This is a genomic window from Staphylococcus sp. acrmy, assembly GCF_022690565.1.
Lineage (GTDB): Bacteria > Bacillota > Bacilli > Staphylococcales > Staphylococcaceae > Staphylococcus > Staphylococcus caledonicus.
The window spans coordinates 24,872-41,715 of sequence record NZ_JALCVE010000011.1; the positions used below are offsets into that span (position 1 = coordinate 24,872).

Annotated in this window: 21 protein-coding genes; 1 reads left to right on the forward strand and 20 read right to left on the reverse strand. The window is 34.7% G+C overall.

The window, feature by feature from the left end; genetic code table 11:
- Positions 1 to 79 precede the first annotated feature (79 nt).
- Positions 80 to 829: a transglycosylase family protein gene (locus FH144_RS10415; RefSeq protein ID WP_242315709.1), complete on the reverse strand. Its 750-nt coding sequence runs from the start codon at positions 827 to 829 to the stop codon at positions 80 to 82.
- A 355-nt stretch (positions 830 to 1,184) separates the two neighbouring features.
- On the reverse strand, positions 1,185 to 1,583 hold the full coding sequence (locus tag FH144_RS10420) for a single-stranded DNA-binding protein (protein WP_242315711.1): 399 nt from the start codon (positions 1,581 to 1,583) through the stop codon (positions 1,185 to 1,187).
- A 187-nt stretch (positions 1,584 to 1,770) separates the two neighbouring features.
- On the opposite strand from FH144_RS10420, the gene FH144_RS10425 reads away from it, so the two are divergent.
- Positions 1,771 to 2,214 (forward strand): YwpF-like family protein, encoded by a 444-nt coding sequence (locus FH144_RS10425; RefSeq protein ID WP_107507986.1) that lies wholly within the window; start codon positions 1,771 to 1,773, stop codon positions 2,212 to 2,214.
- 100 nt (positions 2,215 to 2,314) lie between these two features.
- Here FH144_RS10425 and fabZ read toward each other — a convergent pair whose 3' ends face one another.
- The 18 genes from fabZ to FH144_RS10515 form a co-directional block, all read right to left on the reverse strand.
- Complete coding sequence (gene fabZ / locus FH144_RS10430) at positions 2,315 to 2,752, reverse strand: 3-hydroxyacyl-ACP dehydratase FabZ (protein WP_242315712.1); 438 nt, start codon at positions 2,750 to 2,752, stop codon at positions 2,315 to 2,317.
- 115 nt (positions 2,753 to 2,867) lie between these two features.
- Positions 2,868 to 4,133 (reverse strand): UDP-N-acetylglucosamine 1-carboxyvinyltransferase, encoded by a 1,266-nt coding sequence (murA, locus tag FH144_RS10435; protein WP_107507987.1) that lies wholly within the window; start codon positions 4,131 to 4,133, stop codon positions 2,868 to 2,870.
- A 98-nt stretch (positions 4,134 to 4,231) separates the two neighbouring features.
- Entirely contained in the window at positions 4,232 to 4,462 is a 231-nt protein-coding gene (locus FH144_RS10440) for a DUF1146 family protein (protein WP_103166205.1), read from the reverse strand.
- Positions 4,463 to 4,725: 263 nt separating this feature from the next.
- A complete protein-coding gene (locus tag FH144_RS10445; protein WP_242315714.1) occupies positions 4,726 to 5,127 on the reverse strand; it encodes a F0F1 ATP synthase subunit epsilon in 402 nt (133 codons plus the stop codon).
- A 21-nt stretch (positions 5,128 to 5,148) separates the two neighbouring features.
- Positions 5,149 to 6,561, reverse strand: a complete 1,413-nt coding sequence (gene atpD, locus FH144_RS10450; RefSeq protein ID WP_242315716.1) for a F0F1 ATP synthase subunit beta — start codon at positions 6,559 to 6,561, stop codon at positions 5,149 to 5,151.
- A 20-nt stretch (positions 6,562 to 6,581) separates the two neighbouring features.
- Entirely contained in the window at positions 6,582 to 7,448 is an 867-nt protein-coding gene (gene atpG / locus FH144_RS10455; protein WP_198612450.1) for an ATP synthase F1 subunit gamma, read from the reverse strand.
- Between the two features lie 31 nt (positions 7,449 to 7,479).
- Positions 7,480 to 8,988: a F0F1 ATP synthase subunit alpha gene (atpA, locus tag FH144_RS10460; RefSeq protein WP_107507991.1), complete on the reverse strand. Its 1,509-nt coding sequence runs from the start codon at positions 8,986 to 8,988 to the stop codon at positions 7,480 to 7,482.
- Positions 8,989 to 9,009: 21 nt separating this feature from the next.
- Complete coding sequence (locus FH144_RS10465; protein WP_242315718.1) at positions 9,010 to 9,549, reverse strand: F0F1 ATP synthase subunit delta; 540 nt, start codon at positions 9,547 to 9,549, stop codon at positions 9,010 to 9,012.
- Positions 9,549 to 10,079, reverse strand: coding sequence for a F0F1 ATP synthase subunit B (locus FH144_RS10470; RefSeq protein WP_242315780.1), 531 nt, complete (start codon positions 10,077 to 10,079; stop codon positions 9,549 to 9,551). The genes FH144_RS10465 and FH144_RS10470 overlap by 1 nt, the downstream gene beginning before the upstream one ends.
- An 86-nt stretch (positions 10,080 to 10,165) precedes the next feature.
- Positions 10,166 to 10,378: a F0F1 ATP synthase subunit C gene (atpE, locus tag FH144_RS10475; RefSeq protein WP_011275238.1), complete on the reverse strand. Its 213-nt coding sequence runs from the start codon at positions 10,376 to 10,378 to the stop codon at positions 10,166 to 10,168.
- A gap of 29 nt (positions 10,379 to 10,407) precedes the next feature.
- A complete protein-coding gene (gene atpB / locus FH144_RS10480) occupies positions 10,408 to 11,130 on the reverse strand; it encodes a F0F1 ATP synthase subunit A (protein ID WP_242315720.1) in 723 nt (240 codons plus the stop codon).
- A 26-nt stretch (positions 11,131 to 11,156) separates the two neighbouring features.
- Complete coding sequence (locus FH144_RS10485; protein ID WP_107507994.1) at positions 11,157 to 11,507, reverse strand: ATP synthase subunit I; 351 nt, start codon at positions 11,505 to 11,507, stop codon at positions 11,157 to 11,159.
- 158 nt (positions 11,508 to 11,665) lie between these two features.
- Entirely contained in the window at positions 11,666 to 12,799 is a 1,134-nt protein-coding gene (wecB, locus tag FH144_RS10490; protein WP_242315722.1) for a non-hydrolyzing UDP-N-acetylglucosamine 2-epimerase, read from the reverse strand.
- An 18-nt stretch (positions 12,800 to 12,817) separates the two neighbouring features.
- Entirely contained in the window at positions 12,818 to 13,447 is a 630-nt protein-coding gene (gene upp / locus FH144_RS10495) for a uracil phosphoribosyltransferase (RefSeq protein ID WP_242315724.1), read from the reverse strand.
- A gap of 28 nt (positions 13,448 to 13,475) precedes the next feature.
- Positions 13,476 to 14,714, reverse strand: coding sequence for a serine hydroxymethyltransferase (gene glyA, locus FH144_RS10500; RefSeq protein WP_242315726.1), 1,239 nt, complete (start codon positions 14,712 to 14,714; stop codon positions 13,476 to 13,478).
- A gap of 24 nt (positions 14,715 to 14,738) precedes the next feature.
- Positions 14,739 to 15,263: a TIGR01440 family protein gene (locus FH144_RS10505; protein WP_107507998.1), complete on the reverse strand. Its 525-nt coding sequence runs from the start codon at positions 15,261 to 15,263 to the stop codon at positions 14,739 to 14,741.
- Between the two features lie 109 nt (positions 15,264 to 15,372).
- A complete protein-coding gene (locus FH144_RS10510) occupies positions 15,373 to 15,789 on the reverse strand; it encodes a low molecular weight protein arginine phosphatase (RefSeq protein ID WP_107507999.1) in 417 nt (138 codons plus the stop codon).
- Positions 15,786 to 16,829: an L-threonylcarbamoyladenylate synthase gene (locus FH144_RS10515; protein ID WP_242315728.1), complete on the reverse strand. Its 1,044-nt coding sequence runs from the start codon at positions 16,827 to 16,829 to the stop codon at positions 15,786 to 15,788. The genes FH144_RS10510 and FH144_RS10515 overlap by 4 nt, the downstream gene beginning before the upstream one ends.
- Between the last annotated feature and the right edge of the window lie 15 nt (positions 16,830 to 16,844).

Consider the following 16,844-nt stretch of genomic DNA (forward strand, 5'->3'; position numbering starts at 1 on the left):
AATTGGTAATTAATTAGCAAATAAAAAAGCCAAGACACCTTTAAAAGATGCCTTAGCTAAAATATATTATATATTTAAATTATGCAGTTACCCATTGAGATGCGCCAGCAGTGTTGTATAATTTAACAGCTGCAGCATCTTGAACGTGTTCAGGAGCTTGTGTTGGAGATACACCTTTATATTCAGCAGGTGCTACTGAGTCCCAAGTAGATTGTAAGAATTGATACTTACCTGCTGCACCTGAACTTGGGTTAACAGCTTTGATGTCGCCGCCTGATTCACGTTGAGCAATTTGTTGTAAATGGCTATTAACATTTACTGATGAACCACTTGAAGCTTCGCTACTTGATTGACTAGATTGACTAGTGCTTGAAGTAGCTTGTTGTGGTTGTTGAGTTTGCTCAGTTTGTGGTGCTTGTTGTGTTTGTGTTGGTTGTGTTGTATTTGATTGTTGTTGGTTACTAGTTTGTTGTGGTGCTTCTTGATTGTAAGAAGATGTGTCTTGTGTGCTAGCTTGTTGTCCAGTTGCTTGAGTTGATGTTTGTTGTTGAGCAGTGTTATCTACTGTTGCACCATTAGATGGATGATATTCCCATTGGAAATAAGTGCCATCTGACCAGAAATGATAAGATTTACCATTTAAGTTGAATTGATAATCATAAGCGCCCTCTTGAATAGGACCTTGGTTTAATGATTGATCATTTGATTCTGCTAATTGTGCTAACTCTGCCTTGTTAATTTGAGATTCACTCGCATCAGCTTGACCTGCATTACCAGCTACTACTCCTAAGCCTACTGCTAATGATGAAGCAATAATAGTCTTTTTCATAGTATAAAAATCCTCCTACGTAATTTGTTCATAAATTATTTTACAAGTTACACTTTAACATCCATAAAAGCAGTGTAGGTTACAGTGAAATAAAAAAAGGAAGGTCTTTTTTACATACAAATTACATTGAATAATGGTACAAATTAATTAAATTTAGTAATTTAAAACTTCCATGACAGTGTTTAAGATATTATCTTATACTTTTGTTATGTAATACGATTGAAATCTTTCAGATAATTAAACCCAAAAATTAGGAACCTCCCTTACTTTGTTGGGAAGAAATAAGAGAGGTTCTGAGTATAATTGAAAGATGTTATATATAGAATAGATAGAATTGGAGTTAAAATATAGAAATTTAATTGATATTGGTTATCTCAAGATTATTTAAGGGATAAGTGTCTTCATCATATGTGAGGGAAGAGAGTAGTTCATTATTCTTAGATTTGGGAGACATAAATTTAATTGTTTCAACGTATAATTCCGTTACAAAGTGAGTTTGCCCGTCTTTTTCATATTTACGAGAGCGCATATGCCCCGTTATACCTACAAGTGATCCTTGACTAGTGTACTTTTCAATATTACTTGCAGTTTTGCCAAATGCTTTGCAAAAAATATAATCACAAGCTATTTCATTGTTTTCATCTTTATAATTACGTTCAGTAGCAACACTGAAGGTAGCGATTTTCACCTCCTCTTTATCATAAATTTGTGCGTCTTTGGTCATACGGCCAACTATGACTATCTTATTTAGCATATCTCACCTCCTTCTATCTCTATATTATTCATTAGTTTGTTTCTCGTCAAAATCCTATTTTTAATAAAATCTTTACTATTGATACTCAAAATTTGATATATTTAAAGAAAATAGTTAATAAATTACTGCTAAATTTGGTAATTCATAAATTTTTGTATAATTTAAAATAATTTGGGGATGTGAGAAAGTGAAGACGTTTAAAGCGGTACGCTTCCAAATCATAAATGAAAATGGTGGAATAACTGAATTTGAATTAGAAGATGGCGTTATTATCAATAAAGAAAATAGTGGCACTGGGTGGCTATTAGAAATTGTAATTTCTAACGCTCATTATGAAACAATGAAGACATACTATGATGAACAAACGTTATTAGATATTCGAGTAGTTATCACAAGACCTTCTAATGATCCTGCCTTATTTGACGCTACGATTAAAAATATCTCAACTTATGAGAAGACAATGTCGATTGTCTTTGAATGTCATATTTATACTTTACGACAAGTTTATGCTGAAAGTTTATTAGAGCAATTAATTGATGAAGGCTTATCAGGTGAAGAATTAAAAGTTACTTTCAATCGCATGATGCAATCTAAACCTAAGTTAAAAGAAGAAAAATTTGAACGAGAATAACATAAATTAAGCCTTAGTCATTTTTTAAAATGGCTAAGGCTTATTTTTGGCTTATAACTAATTAAAGTAAAAAGTAGTTAAAACCACTAGAACTATAAACTTATGCGTCTTGAATAGCGAATGTAAGTTCACAACTACATGCTAGTTGTCCATCGACTGTTGCTTTAGCTGTACCCTTACCTATAGGACCTTTAATTTTAGTTATTTCAACTTCTAACATTAAAGTATCGCCTGGAGTAACTTGTCTTTTAAAACGACATTTATCAATTCCAGCAAATAAAGCGATTTTACCTTTATTCTCTTCTCTATTAAGCATCGCTACAGCGCCTGTTTGAGCTAATGCTTCTGTAATTAAAACGCCGGGCATTACTGCATAGTCAGGAAAATGACCTTGGAAGAATGGTTCGTTACCTGAAACTTGTTTTAAACCAACACAGCGTTTTCCTTCTTCATACTCAACAACTCGATCGATTAATAAAAAAGGCTGTCTATGCGGGATGATTTGTTTGATTTGATTATAATCGAAAATTGTTTCCATAAATAATTACCTCCAAAAGTAGAGGGTGAGACATTTAAAATCATACTCTAGGAGTCGATTCATCTTGCCCCAACCTTCTTTTAAATCATATATTTAAGCATTATGCTCATTATAATTAATCATTTACTCTTTGAATATCGGCACCTAGTGATTTTAATTTTTCATGGAAATTAACATAACCACGATCTAAATGCTTTAATTCAGTTACTTGAGTAGTACCTTCAGCTACTAATCCAGCTAAGATAAGGGCAGCGGCTGCTCTTAAATCTGTCGCTTTTACTTGCGCACCTTGAAGTTGACTTTTACCTTCAATTTTAGCGCTTCGACCTTCAACAGTAATATTAGCATTCATACGTCTGAATTCAGCAACATGCATGAAACGATTTTCAAAGACTGTTTCCGTAATCACTTTATGACCTTCAGCTGTAAGTAATAAAGCCATCATTTGTGATTGCATATCAGTTGGAAATCCTGGATGAGGAAGTGTCTTAACATCTACAGGTTTCAATTCGTCATCAACCGTTACACGTACGCCTTCCTCTTGAAAATCTAAATTAACGCCCATTTCTTCTAATTTATAAATTAGACTTGTCATATGTTCTTTAACAGCGTCACGTACAAATACATCGCCTCTTGTAATTGCTGCTGCAATAATTAATGTTCCGGCTTCAATTCTATCTGGAATAATAGAATGTTCAACACCTTTTAATTTTTCTACACCATGAATGGTAATCGTATCAGTACCAGCACCAGTCACTTTACCGCCCATTTCATTAATGTAGTTTGCTAAATCAACAATTTCAGGTTCTTTAGCAACGTTTTCAATAACTGTTTTACCTTTAGCTAATGATGCAGCCATAATAATATTTTGGGTAGCACCCACACTAGGGAAATCTAAATGAATATCTGCACCTTGTAAGCCATCTTTAGTGCTAGCATAGATATTTCCATTTTCTAAATGAATTTCTGCGCCTAACGCTTCAAACCCTTTAATATGTTGTTCAATAGGACGGGCACCAATTGCACAACCTCCAGGAAGCGCAACGATAGCGTGACCTAAACGAGCTAATAAAGGTCCCATTACTAATACACTAGCTCTCATTTTACTAACATATTCATATGGTGCTTGCTCGTTAAGTGTTGAAGATGCGTCTACTGTTACAGCGCCATCTTCTTTATTGTATTCAACTTCAGCATTCAAAGTTTTTAATACATTATTAATTGTTACGACATCGCTTAAATCTGGAACGTTTGTTAATTTACTTTTTCCTTCTGATGCTAATAATGATGCAGTTAAAACAGGTAATACTGCATTCTTTGCACCTTCGACTTTAACTTCTCCAGTAAGGCGATTGCCTCCATTTATTACTATTTTATCCATTTTAATCCTCCACTTTAACTCCTATTACTTCTACCATTTCCCATTTTTCAAATAATTATTTACTAATTATATCCATTTTTTAAATTAAATTACAGTTATCAAAATAAATATTTTACTTGCGTAGAATACTGTAATAAATCAACTAAAAAGTTGGTTACTGCTGTTCCTAATAAGATTGCTAAAAAAATCAGGCAAACTTGAACTTGAGTAGTATACCCTTTTTTAAAGAGATTATCCAACTTAAGAGAGTTTAATGCCCAATAAGCAATACAAATACAAATCACATATAAAATTAAACGTATAACTGCAAATTGTCCAATATAATCCATATCTTACTCTCCTTAGAGATTACTGTATTATATTGTACCTTAAATAGGTGGAGAATGATACTAATGATAACCATCAAACCTACAAAAAAGAAGTGAGATAATATCTATTATCTTTTCTTAGATTTTGTAGTTTAATCTTAGTGGTTTTTCTTCACAGAGAGATTTAATGGAGCTTCTATACACATGCATTTCATACAATTACTTTCATACAAAAAAAGACTAAGCCATTCATATAAAAATAGCTTAGTCTCTTTATTTTTAATTTATTTTAATTCAGCTACACGTAAGCGATTTTCAGCTCTTGCTAATGCTCGCTGAGCACGGTAAATATCACTGTTATCTTCGTCTTCCAAATGAGATTCTGCTCTTTGACGCGCTAATTTCGCTCTTTCAACATCAATCTCACTAGCTGTTTCAGCTGTTTGGACAATAACACTTACTTTATGATGTCTAATTTCAACAAAGCCACCACTAACAGCTATATATTCAGTGCCATTTCTAAAATTAACTTTTACATGGCCTGTTTTTAATGCGCCAACTGTCGGGATGTGTCCACTCATGATACCTATTTCACCAGCTGTTGTTTGAAAGACAACTAGTTCAACTTCATCTTTTTCGTAGACTGAACCATTAGGAGTGACAATATCAAGATTTAATGTACTCATTATCTATACCTCCTAATTATTTTAGACTTCAACACCCATATCTTTTGCTTTAGCAATTACGTCGTCCATGCTTCCTACTAAACGGAACGCATCTTCTGGAATATGGTCATATCTACCATCTAAAATATCTTTGAAATTAGCTACTGTAGTTTTAACTGGTACGTATGAACCTTTTTGACCAGTAAACTGTTCAGCAACGTGGAAGTTTTGAGATAAGAAGAATTGAATTCTACGTGCACGACTTACTGTAAGTTTATCTTCTTCAGATAACTCGTCCATACCAAGAATAGCAATGATATCTTGTAATTCTCTATATTTTTGAAGTGTAGATTGAACGTCACGAGCAACTTCATAATGTTCTTGACCAACAATTGATGGTTCTAAAGCTCTTGAAGTTGATGCTAACGGATCTACCGCTGGATAAATACCCATTTCAGTTAATTTACGCTCTAAGTTAGTAGTCGCATCTAAGTGGGCGAATGCAGTCGCTGGCGCTGGGTCAGTATAGTCATCCGCTGGTACGAATACTGCTTGAATAGACGTTACAGAACCTTTATTAGTTGATGTAATACGTTCTTGTAATTGACCCATTTCAGTTGCCAATGTTGGTTGGTAACCTACGGCTGAAGGCATACGACCTAGTAAAGCTGAAACCTCAGAACCGGCTTGAGTAAATCTGAAAATATTATCGATAAATAATAGTACGTCTTGGCCTTGTTCATCACGGAAATATTCAGCCATAGTTAATGCTGATAAAGCTACACGCATACGAGCACCTGGTGGTTCGTTCATTTGGCCGAAGACCATTGCTGTTTTCTTGATTACGCCACTATCTTTCATTTCGTAGTATAAGTCATTACCTTCACGTGTACGTTCTCCGACACCTGCGAATACTGAAATACCACCATGTTCTTGGGCGATGTTATTAATTAATTCTTGGATTAAAACGGTTTTACCTACTCCGGCACCACCGAAGAGACCAATTTTACCACCTTTAATGTAAGGTGCTAATAAATCTACAACTTTAATACCTGTTTCAAGAATTTCTACTTCTGTAGATAATTCATCAAAATTTGGTGAAGGACGGTGAATAGGATCACGTCTAACTGTACTATCTAATTCTCCATCTAAATCAATAGTATCTCCTAAAACATTAAATACGCGTCCTAATGTTACTTCGCCCACAGGGACACTGATATCTTCACCAGTGTTTTTAACTTCCATACCACGTTGAACGCCGTCTGTTGAATCCATGGCAATCGTACGTACCACGTCGTCACCTAATTGTAATGCAACTTCCAATGTTAATTCGAAAGTGCCATCTTCTTTAGTTACGTCAATGATTAGGGCGTTGTTTATTTCAGGTATTTCATTATGTTCAAAGCGAACGTCAATTACAGGACCCATAACCTGAGTTACACGGCCAATACCCATGTTGTTTCCTCCTTTAAATATTAATCAAATGCTGCGGAACCACTCACAATTTCAGTAATTTGTTGTGTGATTTCGGCTTGTCTTGCTCTATTGTATTGTAATGATAAGTCATCAATAAGTTCAGTTGCATTATCAGAAGCATTTTTCATAGCAGTCATACGAGCTGCATGTTCACTAGCTTTTGCGTCAAGAATCGTTCCATAAATTAAACTTTCAACATATTGAGGAAGAATAACACTTAGGATTGATTCTTTGTCTGGTTCAAATTCATATGAAGACATTTGACCTTTACCTTGGCTAGAATCTTCTTGAGATAATGGAAGAACTTGTTTAGTAGACGGTTTATTTTCAAGAACACTAACATAATGACTGTAGTAAATCTTCAATTCATCAATATGTTCTTCACTGAAAAGGTCAACTGCATGTTTTGCAACAGCTTGTATTGATTTAAATGAAGGTTGATCAGGAACATCAACAAGTGAATTCTCTATTTCATAACCTCTATTTTTAAGGAAATCAACACCAGTTTGACCAAGCACAATAATGCTATATTCATCACTGCTTGTATGTTTTTCTTTAATATCTTCGATGAGTCGTTTAAGCACATTTGAACTATATGCACCTGCTAAACCTTTGTCACTTGTAATAACTAAGTAGCCACTACGTTGAACTTGTCTAGGTCTTAACATTGGATGGCTAGAGTTTTTACTTGCTCCAGCTATAGCTGTAATAGCATCTTGCATCTTTTCCATATATGGTTCAAATTGATGCGTATTCTTTTCAGCTCGACGTAATTTTGAACTTGATACCATGTTCATTGCTTTGGTAATTTGTTTCATTTTTTTAGTCGATTTAATACGACCATCAATTTCTTTTAGAGAAGCCATTATCTCACCACCTTTTCGATTTAAAGTTTAATTATTCAGATTTGCTAAAACTTTTCTTGAATTCACTAAGCGTTGCATCAAATTTATCGTCAGATGGTAAGCCACCAGTTTCTCTGATTTCACTTAATAATTCTGAACCATTTGATTTAGCCCAACTATTTAGTTCTTCTTCGAAACGAGTGATATCTTCTACTGGGATATCGTCTAAGTAACCTTTAGTTAATGCATAAATAATTAAAACTTGGTTCTCAACCGGTAATGGTTTGTTTTGGTCTTGTTTTAAGACTTCAACCGTACGTTTACCACGTTCTAATTTCTTAGCAGTAAATTCATCTAAGTCTGAACCGAACTGCGCAAATGATTCTAATTCTCTGTAGGAGGCTAAATCTAAACGTAGCGTACCGGCTACTTTCTTCATAGCTTTAATTTGTGCTGAACCACCTACACGTGATACAGATTGACCTGCGTTAATGGCTGGTCTTACACCAGAGAAGAATAAATCAGATTGTAAGAAAATTTGACCGTCAGTGATAGAAATAACGTTAGTAGGAACGTAAGCTGAAATGTCTCCGGCTTGCGTTTCAATGATAGGTAATGCAGTAATTGAACCGCCACCTAAAGAATCGTTCAATTTAGCCGCTCTTTCTAATAATCTACTATGTAAGTAGAATACGTCACCTGGGTAAGCTTCACGACCTGGTGGTCTACGTAATAATAATGATAATTCACGGTAAGCAGCTGCTTGTTTAGTTAAATCATCATAAACCACAAGAACATGTTTACCGTTAAACATAAATTCTTCACCCATTGTTACTCCTGAATATGGAGCGATATAAAGTAATGGTGATGGTTCTGATGCTGATGCAGATACAATAATTGTATAATCAAGCGCACCAGCTTGACGTAACTTTTCAACATTCGCTCTAACTGTAGAATCTTTTTGACCAATCGCAACATAAATACAGATTGTATCTAAGCCTTTTTGGTTTAAGATAGTATCAATACCGATTGTTGTTTTACCAGTTTGTCTATCGCCAATGATTAACTCACGTTGACCACGACCAATTGGTACTAAGGCATCGATCGCTTTAATACCTGTTTGTAATGGTTCATCTACTGATTTACGAGCCATTACTCCAGTTGCTTTTTGTTCAACTGGACGTGTTTTAGTTGTATTGATAGGTCCTTGACCATCAATAGGTTGACCAAGTGGGTTCACTACACGACCGATAAGTTCTTCACCTACTGGAACTTCCATAATACGTCCAGTACGTCTAACTTCGTCGCCTTCAGTAATTTCACTATATGGTCCTAAAATAACTACACCCACATTTGATTCTTCAAGGTTTTGTGCTAAACCAAGAACACCATTTGAGAACTCTACAAGCTCACCAGCCATACAGTCATTTAATCCGTGAATTAATGCAATACCGTCACCAATTTGAAGAACGGTACCAACATCAGTTACAGACATTTCAGACTCATAATTTTCAATTTGTGAGCGCAGTAAAGCACTGATTTCTTCAGCTTTTATGGCCATCTATGTCACTCCTCTTTTATTTTAGTTAACTCTTTTAAATTTACGTTCAATTTGTTCTAAATCTTTTTTAACACTACCATCTAGTACAGTTGTGCCGACTTTCACTCTAAATCCACCGATTAAGTCTGGATTGATTTTAGTCGTAATATGTACTTGTGATAATTTTGTTTTATTAATGATTAATGCTTTAATTCTTTCAAGTTCTTCGTCGCTTAATTGATAAACTGATTCAACGACAGCTGAGTCTTGATTGTAATGTTCGTTGTATAAACTTTTAAACTCTTTGAAAATCGAACTAATAAGTTCTAAATGACGGTTGTTTGCAAGAATCATTAACATATTTTTTAAATAGTCATTCGCCTCACCAAATACTTGCTCAACAAACTGACGTCTTTGAGATGCCGGTTGATTAGGATTTGAATCAATGGCTTTTAAATCTTTACTATACTCTTGAGTAGCACGATTTACTACTTCTAATTCTTCATACATTAAATCTAAGTTTTCTTTCTTAAGCGATACGTCAAATAATGCTTTAGCGTATTTGTTTGCTACGTTTGCCATTATTTATCGCCTGCCTCTTTAAGATACTTATCAACTAGTGCTTTTTGATCTTGTTCAGAAATTTCTTTTTGTAAGACTTTAGAAGCAATCAATACTGATAATTCAGAAACTTGGTTATTGATATCTGTAAGTGCTCGTTCTTTTTCACTATTGATTTCACTCTGTGCTGTTTCAATCATGCCGTTAGCACGAATGTTAGCCTCATGAATAATATCTTCTTGTTGTTTATGTGCTTGCACTCTAGCATCTTCGAGAATACGTTGAACTTCATCTTGTGTTTCTTTAAGTGTCTTTTTATTTTCTTCTTCAAGTTTTTGAGCGTTAAGTTTTGCTTCTTCAGCTTCGTCAATATCTCTATTAATATCGCGTTCACGTTTATCCATTACTTCTTTTAATGGACCCCAAGCAAATTTCTTCAATAACGCTAATAGAATAATAAAGGTAACAAAAGTAACTAATGCTGTACCCCACTCAACGCCACCACTTGCTGCGCCTAAAACGAATGAATTAGTTAATGCATTCACTGGTATATGACACTCCTTTCATTATTAATCATCACTTTGTCATTAAATAAAACGAACGGCGAAGGTCCGAGAGACTTCGCCATGAAATTTTCTTATTGGAAAAGTGTCATGAATGCGATTACAACACCGATGATTGGAAGTGCCTCAACTAAACCAATACCAATGAACATAATACTCATTAATTGACCACGTGCTTCTGGTTGACGTGCTACACCTTCAACTGTTCTAGATACGATAAGACCGTTACCGATACCTGCGCCTAGTGCTGATAAACCGATTGCAATTGCTGCTGCTATTAAACCCATATTAATAATTCCTCCTAAATTTTTTTAAATTAATGTGTGTCCGCTACTTTGTGGGACATGTAAACCATTGAAAGCATAATAAAGATATATGCTTGGATTGAACCGACGAAGATTGAGAAACCTTGCCATACTAATAAACCTGGGATACTAATTATCCAACCCCAGCCGCTTTGGAAAAACAAGCCTGCTAGTAATGAAAGTAATAATTCGCCGGCAAAAATATTACCGTATAAACGTAGACCAAGCGTTAATGTTGAAGAAAACTCTTCAAATACATTAATAATTGCTAATGGCCAGAAAGGTTTAAAGTAATTTCCTACATATGCTTTAGTACCACGCATTTTCACACCGTAATAATGTGTTAGCAAGATCATCATTGTTGATAGTGTTAATGTTACCGTCGCATCAGCGGTCGGTGATTTCCACCATAAATAATGGTCATTCACTATAGCAAATGGTAAACCTAACATATTAGCTACAAAAATGAACAGAATCAATGTGACTGCTAAAAAGTGGAACTGACCACCCTTTTTCCAAGCCATATTACTTTCAATAATTCCTCTTACAAAGTCAAAGATCCATTCAATAAAGTTTTGTTTACCTGAAGGTCTCTTTTGCAAATTACGCGTACAAATAATAGCGATTAAAAAGACTATAACTGCAGTAATGACTAACATTAGGATACTTGCCATGTTGAAAACAATATCAAACCCGAACAAATTAAAACTTGTGAGTGGTGATTTGTGATCCATATACTCACCTCTTTCTTCATAGAATTTTACTCCCTGTGTAATAAGGGCCGTACAATGATTATTACATAAGAAATCATGAGACCAATAATTATTCCAATAATATTCACATCATCTTTAAAGAAAAACCATATTAAGCACGCAATAATAGCGACTAAGTATCTCCAAATATTACCCGTAGAAATATGTAGATTATCAGGTTGTTTAGCCCGAGATAAGTAAAGCTCAAAGATGTATGTATTAATTAAAGAGCCTAATGATCCTATTATTAACCCCAATATGAAAGGATTAGGAATAATAACGTACAAAACAGCCAATAATATAATAAAGTAAATATAGTATTGAATGAATTGTTTAAATATGATGCTGAAACGCCCCATTATTTATGCCTCCAAATTTACTTATGACAACCACGTAAACCGTTCCACTCATACAATTTCAATAATAATATAGGGGATATAGTGTGTCAATTTTATTCAAGTTATTGCACAATTTAAAAGCTATTTCGTCACAAGATGTTCTTATTTTAGGTTAACTTTTATCCTTTAAATTCTTTAGGTTGTTTATTTGAGAGGCCTAAATAATATTTAATACTATCACATATTCTAATTGAAGCTTCTCCATCACCGTAAGGGTTCTGAGTCATGGCCATAGTTTGGTACGTAGTTGAATCGTCTAGTAATTTCTTAGTTTCAGAATAGACGTTATCTAAGTTGGTACCAATTACTTTTAATGTGCCCGCTTCTACCCCTTCAGGTCTTTCAGTTACATCTCGAAGAACAAGTACCGGCTTATTTAATGATGGTGCTTCTTCTTGAACTCCACCTGAATCCGTTAAAATTAGATATGCTTTACTGGCAAAATTATGAAAATCAACGACATCTAAAGGTTCAATTAACTTAATACGTGGATGTTCTCCAAGGAATTCTTTAGATAATTCTCTTACTTTAGGATTTAAATGAATAGGATAAACTACCACTATATCCTCATAATCATCTACTAATTTTCGAATTGCTCGAAAAACATTAATCATTGGTTGTCCAATGTTTTCTCTGCGATGTACTGTTAATAGGACAATCCGTTTATCCTTATGTTCATCCAATACTTCAGATGTATAATCATCTTTAATTGTCAGATTTAAGGTGTCGATAGCTGTATTGCCAGTAACAATGATTGAATCTTGACGTTTTTGTTCATTAATTAAATTCATTGCTGCACGAGCAGTTGGAGCAAAATGTAAGTCAGCGATGTTACTTACCATTTGGCGATTAATCTCTTCAGGAAAAGGTGCGTACTTATCACGTGTTCTTAATCCTGCTTCCACATGCCCTACTGAGACTTGATTATAAAATGCAGCAAGTGCTCCAGAAAATGTAGTCGTTGTATCTCCATGTACCAATACCATATCTGGTTGTTCATCTTTGATAATTAGTTCAAGTTGATTCATCGCTCTAGATGTAATTTCTGAAAGTGTTTGTCCTTCTTTCATAACATCTAAATCATAATGTGGCTTGATATCAAAAGTTTGAAGTACAGAGTCTAACATTTCTCGATGTTGAGCAGTTACAACAATCATTGGTTCCAACACTGAATCATTTTCTAGTGCTTTTACCAATGGTGCCATTTTAATTGCTTCTGGTCTTGTACCAAAGACTGTCATAATCTTTCTCATATCTTAATTCTCCTAACACTATTTAGTGCCGAATAGTCTGTCTCCAGCATCACCTAATCCAGGTGTAATGTATGCTTTATCATCAAGTTTCTCATCTAATGCTGCTATATAAATATCTACATCATCATGAGCTTCTTTCATTTTTTCTACGCCTTCAGATGCTGCAATTAGGCACATAAATCTAATGTTTTTAGCGCCACGTTTTTTTAGTGAATTAATCGCTTCAATAGCTGATGCTCCAGTTGCTAACATAGGATCAACTACAATGATTTGTCTTTCGTCAATATCTTGTGGAAGTTTCACAAAATATTCAACGGCTTTTAAAGTTTCAGGGTCACGATATAAACCGATATGGCCAACACGTGCTGCTGGAACTAAGCTTAAAACACCATCTGTCATTCCTAATCCTGCTCTAAGGATAGGTACGATAGCGAGTTTTTTACCTGCTAATCTTTTAGCAGTCATAGTAGTTACAGGGGTTTTAACTTCAACGTCTTGTAGTTCTAAATCTCTAGTTACTTCGTAAGCCATTAGCATGCCTACTTCGTCGACAAGTTCTCTAAATACTTTAGTCCCAGTATTTACGTCGCGAATGTAACTTAATTTGTGTTGAATTAATGGGTGATCAAATACATGTACTTTGCTCATTATTACTTTTCCTCCAATTTAAATACACTTATTCATATAATGGGTGTTTCGAAGTTAAACTAGTTACTCTTTCTCTAGCTTCTTTTAATTTTGACTCATCATTTGGGTTTTTCAATGCTAAACTAATGATACGTCCAACTTCTTTAAATGCTTCTTCATCAAAGCCTCTAGTAGTTGCAGCTGGCGTACCTAATCGGATACCACTTGTAACGAAAGCTTTTTCTTGATCAAATGGAATAGTATTTTTATTACACGTAATACCGATAGAATCTAACGTAGCTTCTGCTTCTTTCCCTGTTACATTCACAGAGTTTTTAACGTCAACTAACAATAGATGGTTCTCAGTTCCACCAGAAACAATTCTAAAGCCTTCTTCTTGTAATGTTTTGGCTAAAACTTGAGCATTTTTAATAACTTGTTCTTGGTAGGCTTTGAAATCTTGTTCTAACGCTTCACCAAACGCTACTGCCTTAGCAGCTATAACATGTTCTAAAGGCCCGCCTTGGATACCAGGGAAAATTGTTTTATCAATTTCTTTCTTATATTCTTCTTTACAAAGAATTAAGCCTCCACGAGGTCCTCTTAACGTTTTATGAGTAGTCGTTGTCACAAAGTCAGCATATTCAACTGGATTAGGATGTAAACCAGCAGCTACTAAACCAGCGATATGTGCCATATCGACCATTAATTTAGCACCAACTTCATCAGCGATTTCTTTAAACTTTTTAAAGTCTAATTCTCTAGAATAAGCTGAAGTACCGGCAACAATTAATTTAGGTTTGTGTTGTTGTGCTAATTTACGAACTTCTTCATAGTCAATTTTCTCTGTTTCTTTATCTACACCGTACTCTACAAAATTATAAAATTTACCACTAAAATTTACTGGTGAACCATGTGTTAAATGGCCTCCATGGCTTAAATTCATACCAAGTACTGTATCGCCCATTTCTAATGCTACTAAGTAAACTGCCATATTAGCTTGAGACCCTGAATGGGGTTGTACGTTGACATGTTCAGCTCCAAATAAAGCTTTAGCACGTTCAATCGCAATTGTTTCAGAAACATCGATATAGCCACAACCACCATAGTAACGACGTCCAGGATAGCCTTCAGCGTATTTATTAGTCATTACAGAACCTTGTGCTTCCATAACCGCTTCAGAAACAAAGTTTTCAGATGCTATAAGTTCGATATTATTGTTTTGTCTATTGTACTCATTTTGAATGGCCTCATAAATAACTTTATCTTGATCTTTGATATATGACATAAAAATTCCCCCTATTTTTATAAACTACTCATATTTAGCTCGCTCACCACCGACTTTTTTAGGTCTAGAAGTGGCAATAGTAACGATAGCTTCGCCTACTTGTTTAACACTAGTTCTAATCGGTACACAAACGTGTTTAATATGCATTCCAATCAATGTTTGGCCTATATCAATACCCTTAGGAACAGTGATATGCTCAACAACTACTGGATCTTTCATATGTTGATACGCGTATGTTGCAAGACTTCCACCTGCATGCACATCTGGTACAACTGTGACTTCTTCCATCGTTAACGGATTGAAATCTTCTCGTTCAATAGTGATTGATCGATTGATATGTTCACAACCTTGGAATGCAAAAGAGACACCTGTGTCTTGTTTCACCTCTTCTAGAGAAGTAAAAATATCTTTAGCAATATCCATTGAACCAACTGAACCAATCTTTTCACCTATTACTTCAGAAGTCGAACATCCAATTAGGCAAATTTCACCTTCTTTAAAAAATGATTGTTCTTTCAATTCATTTAACAAAGTTGTAAGTTCTTGCATATTCATCTCTCCCTTGATTACATATTAAAAGAAGCATAGCAAACTAACTATACTTCTTCATTATAACGTATTTAGAACGTGACATATACTATTTGTATAATATTTCGCTTTATGAAACATGAGTTAATTTATCAATTAAGTAATATAATTGATTGAAGGTTTCACGATACGTATCAATACTGCCTCCGAATGGGTCATCAATGTCCATTGTTTCGCCGACATATTCACTTAGTTGATATATATGCGCTTGGTTTCCATAGAGATTTTTCAATTGTTGTTTATGATTTTCTGTCATTGTAAGAATTAAATCACTTTGCAAATCTTCTTCACTAAATTGTTGTGCTGTTGAAGGTTCTGGTAAATCATTTTCTAAAATAACTTCTAATGCTTCAGGCGTGATTGCTTGTCCATTAGAAGCAAATAGTCCTCTAGAATTAACTTCGTCATTCTTCAATAATCGCTTTGCTATACTTTCTGCAATCGGACTGCGACATGTATTACCGGTACATACAAATGTTATTTTCATAAATCTTCACCTCTAACTATATGATTACCTGTAGCTTTAGTCATACGATTCATAATTGCTTCTGAGTCATTTTCATCATTAAAAGCATAAACAAATGCCTTATGAATTGAAGGATCCTCATCAATAATATGAAGGATATGATATAAATTATGATTAGCGCCTTTAATGTCATTCTCATCTTCGCATAAAGGGATAAAAATCGCATCCTGTGGCATAAATTGTTTCAATGTTTTTGGCAAAATAAAAGCTACATTAGTCCAATCTTTATCATTTCCAATAGGTTGGGTTAAATTAGTCACCATAGAAATAGGTGTCTCTGGAGAATAATGCTTATACTTCATGCCCGGTGCAATTGGTTTATCGATAGAATTATAATTGTAATAAATAACACTATCAGGTATGACTTCGTTTAACATAGTTTGAGTAATAGCACCAGGACGCGCGATTTTAAATGGATAACGAGTACAATCAAGCACAGTACTTTCTAATCCCTCTTCACTTTGATCACCATTAACTATCCCCTCTATCTTTCCATTTAAATCATTATATACATGTTGGAACGTCGTAGGTGATGGTCGGCCACTTAAGTTAGCACTAGGAGCAGCGATAGGCAGGTTAACATATTGTAAAATAGCTCGCCCAATAGGATGACTAGGCATGCGCACTGCTATAGAGTCTAATCCTCCTGTGACTTTCTCGCACAAATAACCTTTTTTCAGCGGTAAAATAAATGAAATAGGTCCAGGCCAAAATACATCCATAAATTTTTTCACTTCTTCAGTAACATCAGCCACAAAATCTTTTAATTGTTGTTGACTATGTATATGTACAATTAATGGATTATCTGATGGTCGCCCTTTCGCTTCATAAATACGTGTCACTGCTTGCTCATCTCTCGCATTGGCTCCCAGTCCGTATACAGTTTCAGTGGGAATCGCAACTAAACCGCCCTGCTCATAAATTTCTTTTATGCGTTTTAATCCGGAGAATGTCAATGGCATTTCTTTATATTCGCGCATATCCCAAATCGTTGTTTGCATAACCTGTGCTCCTTT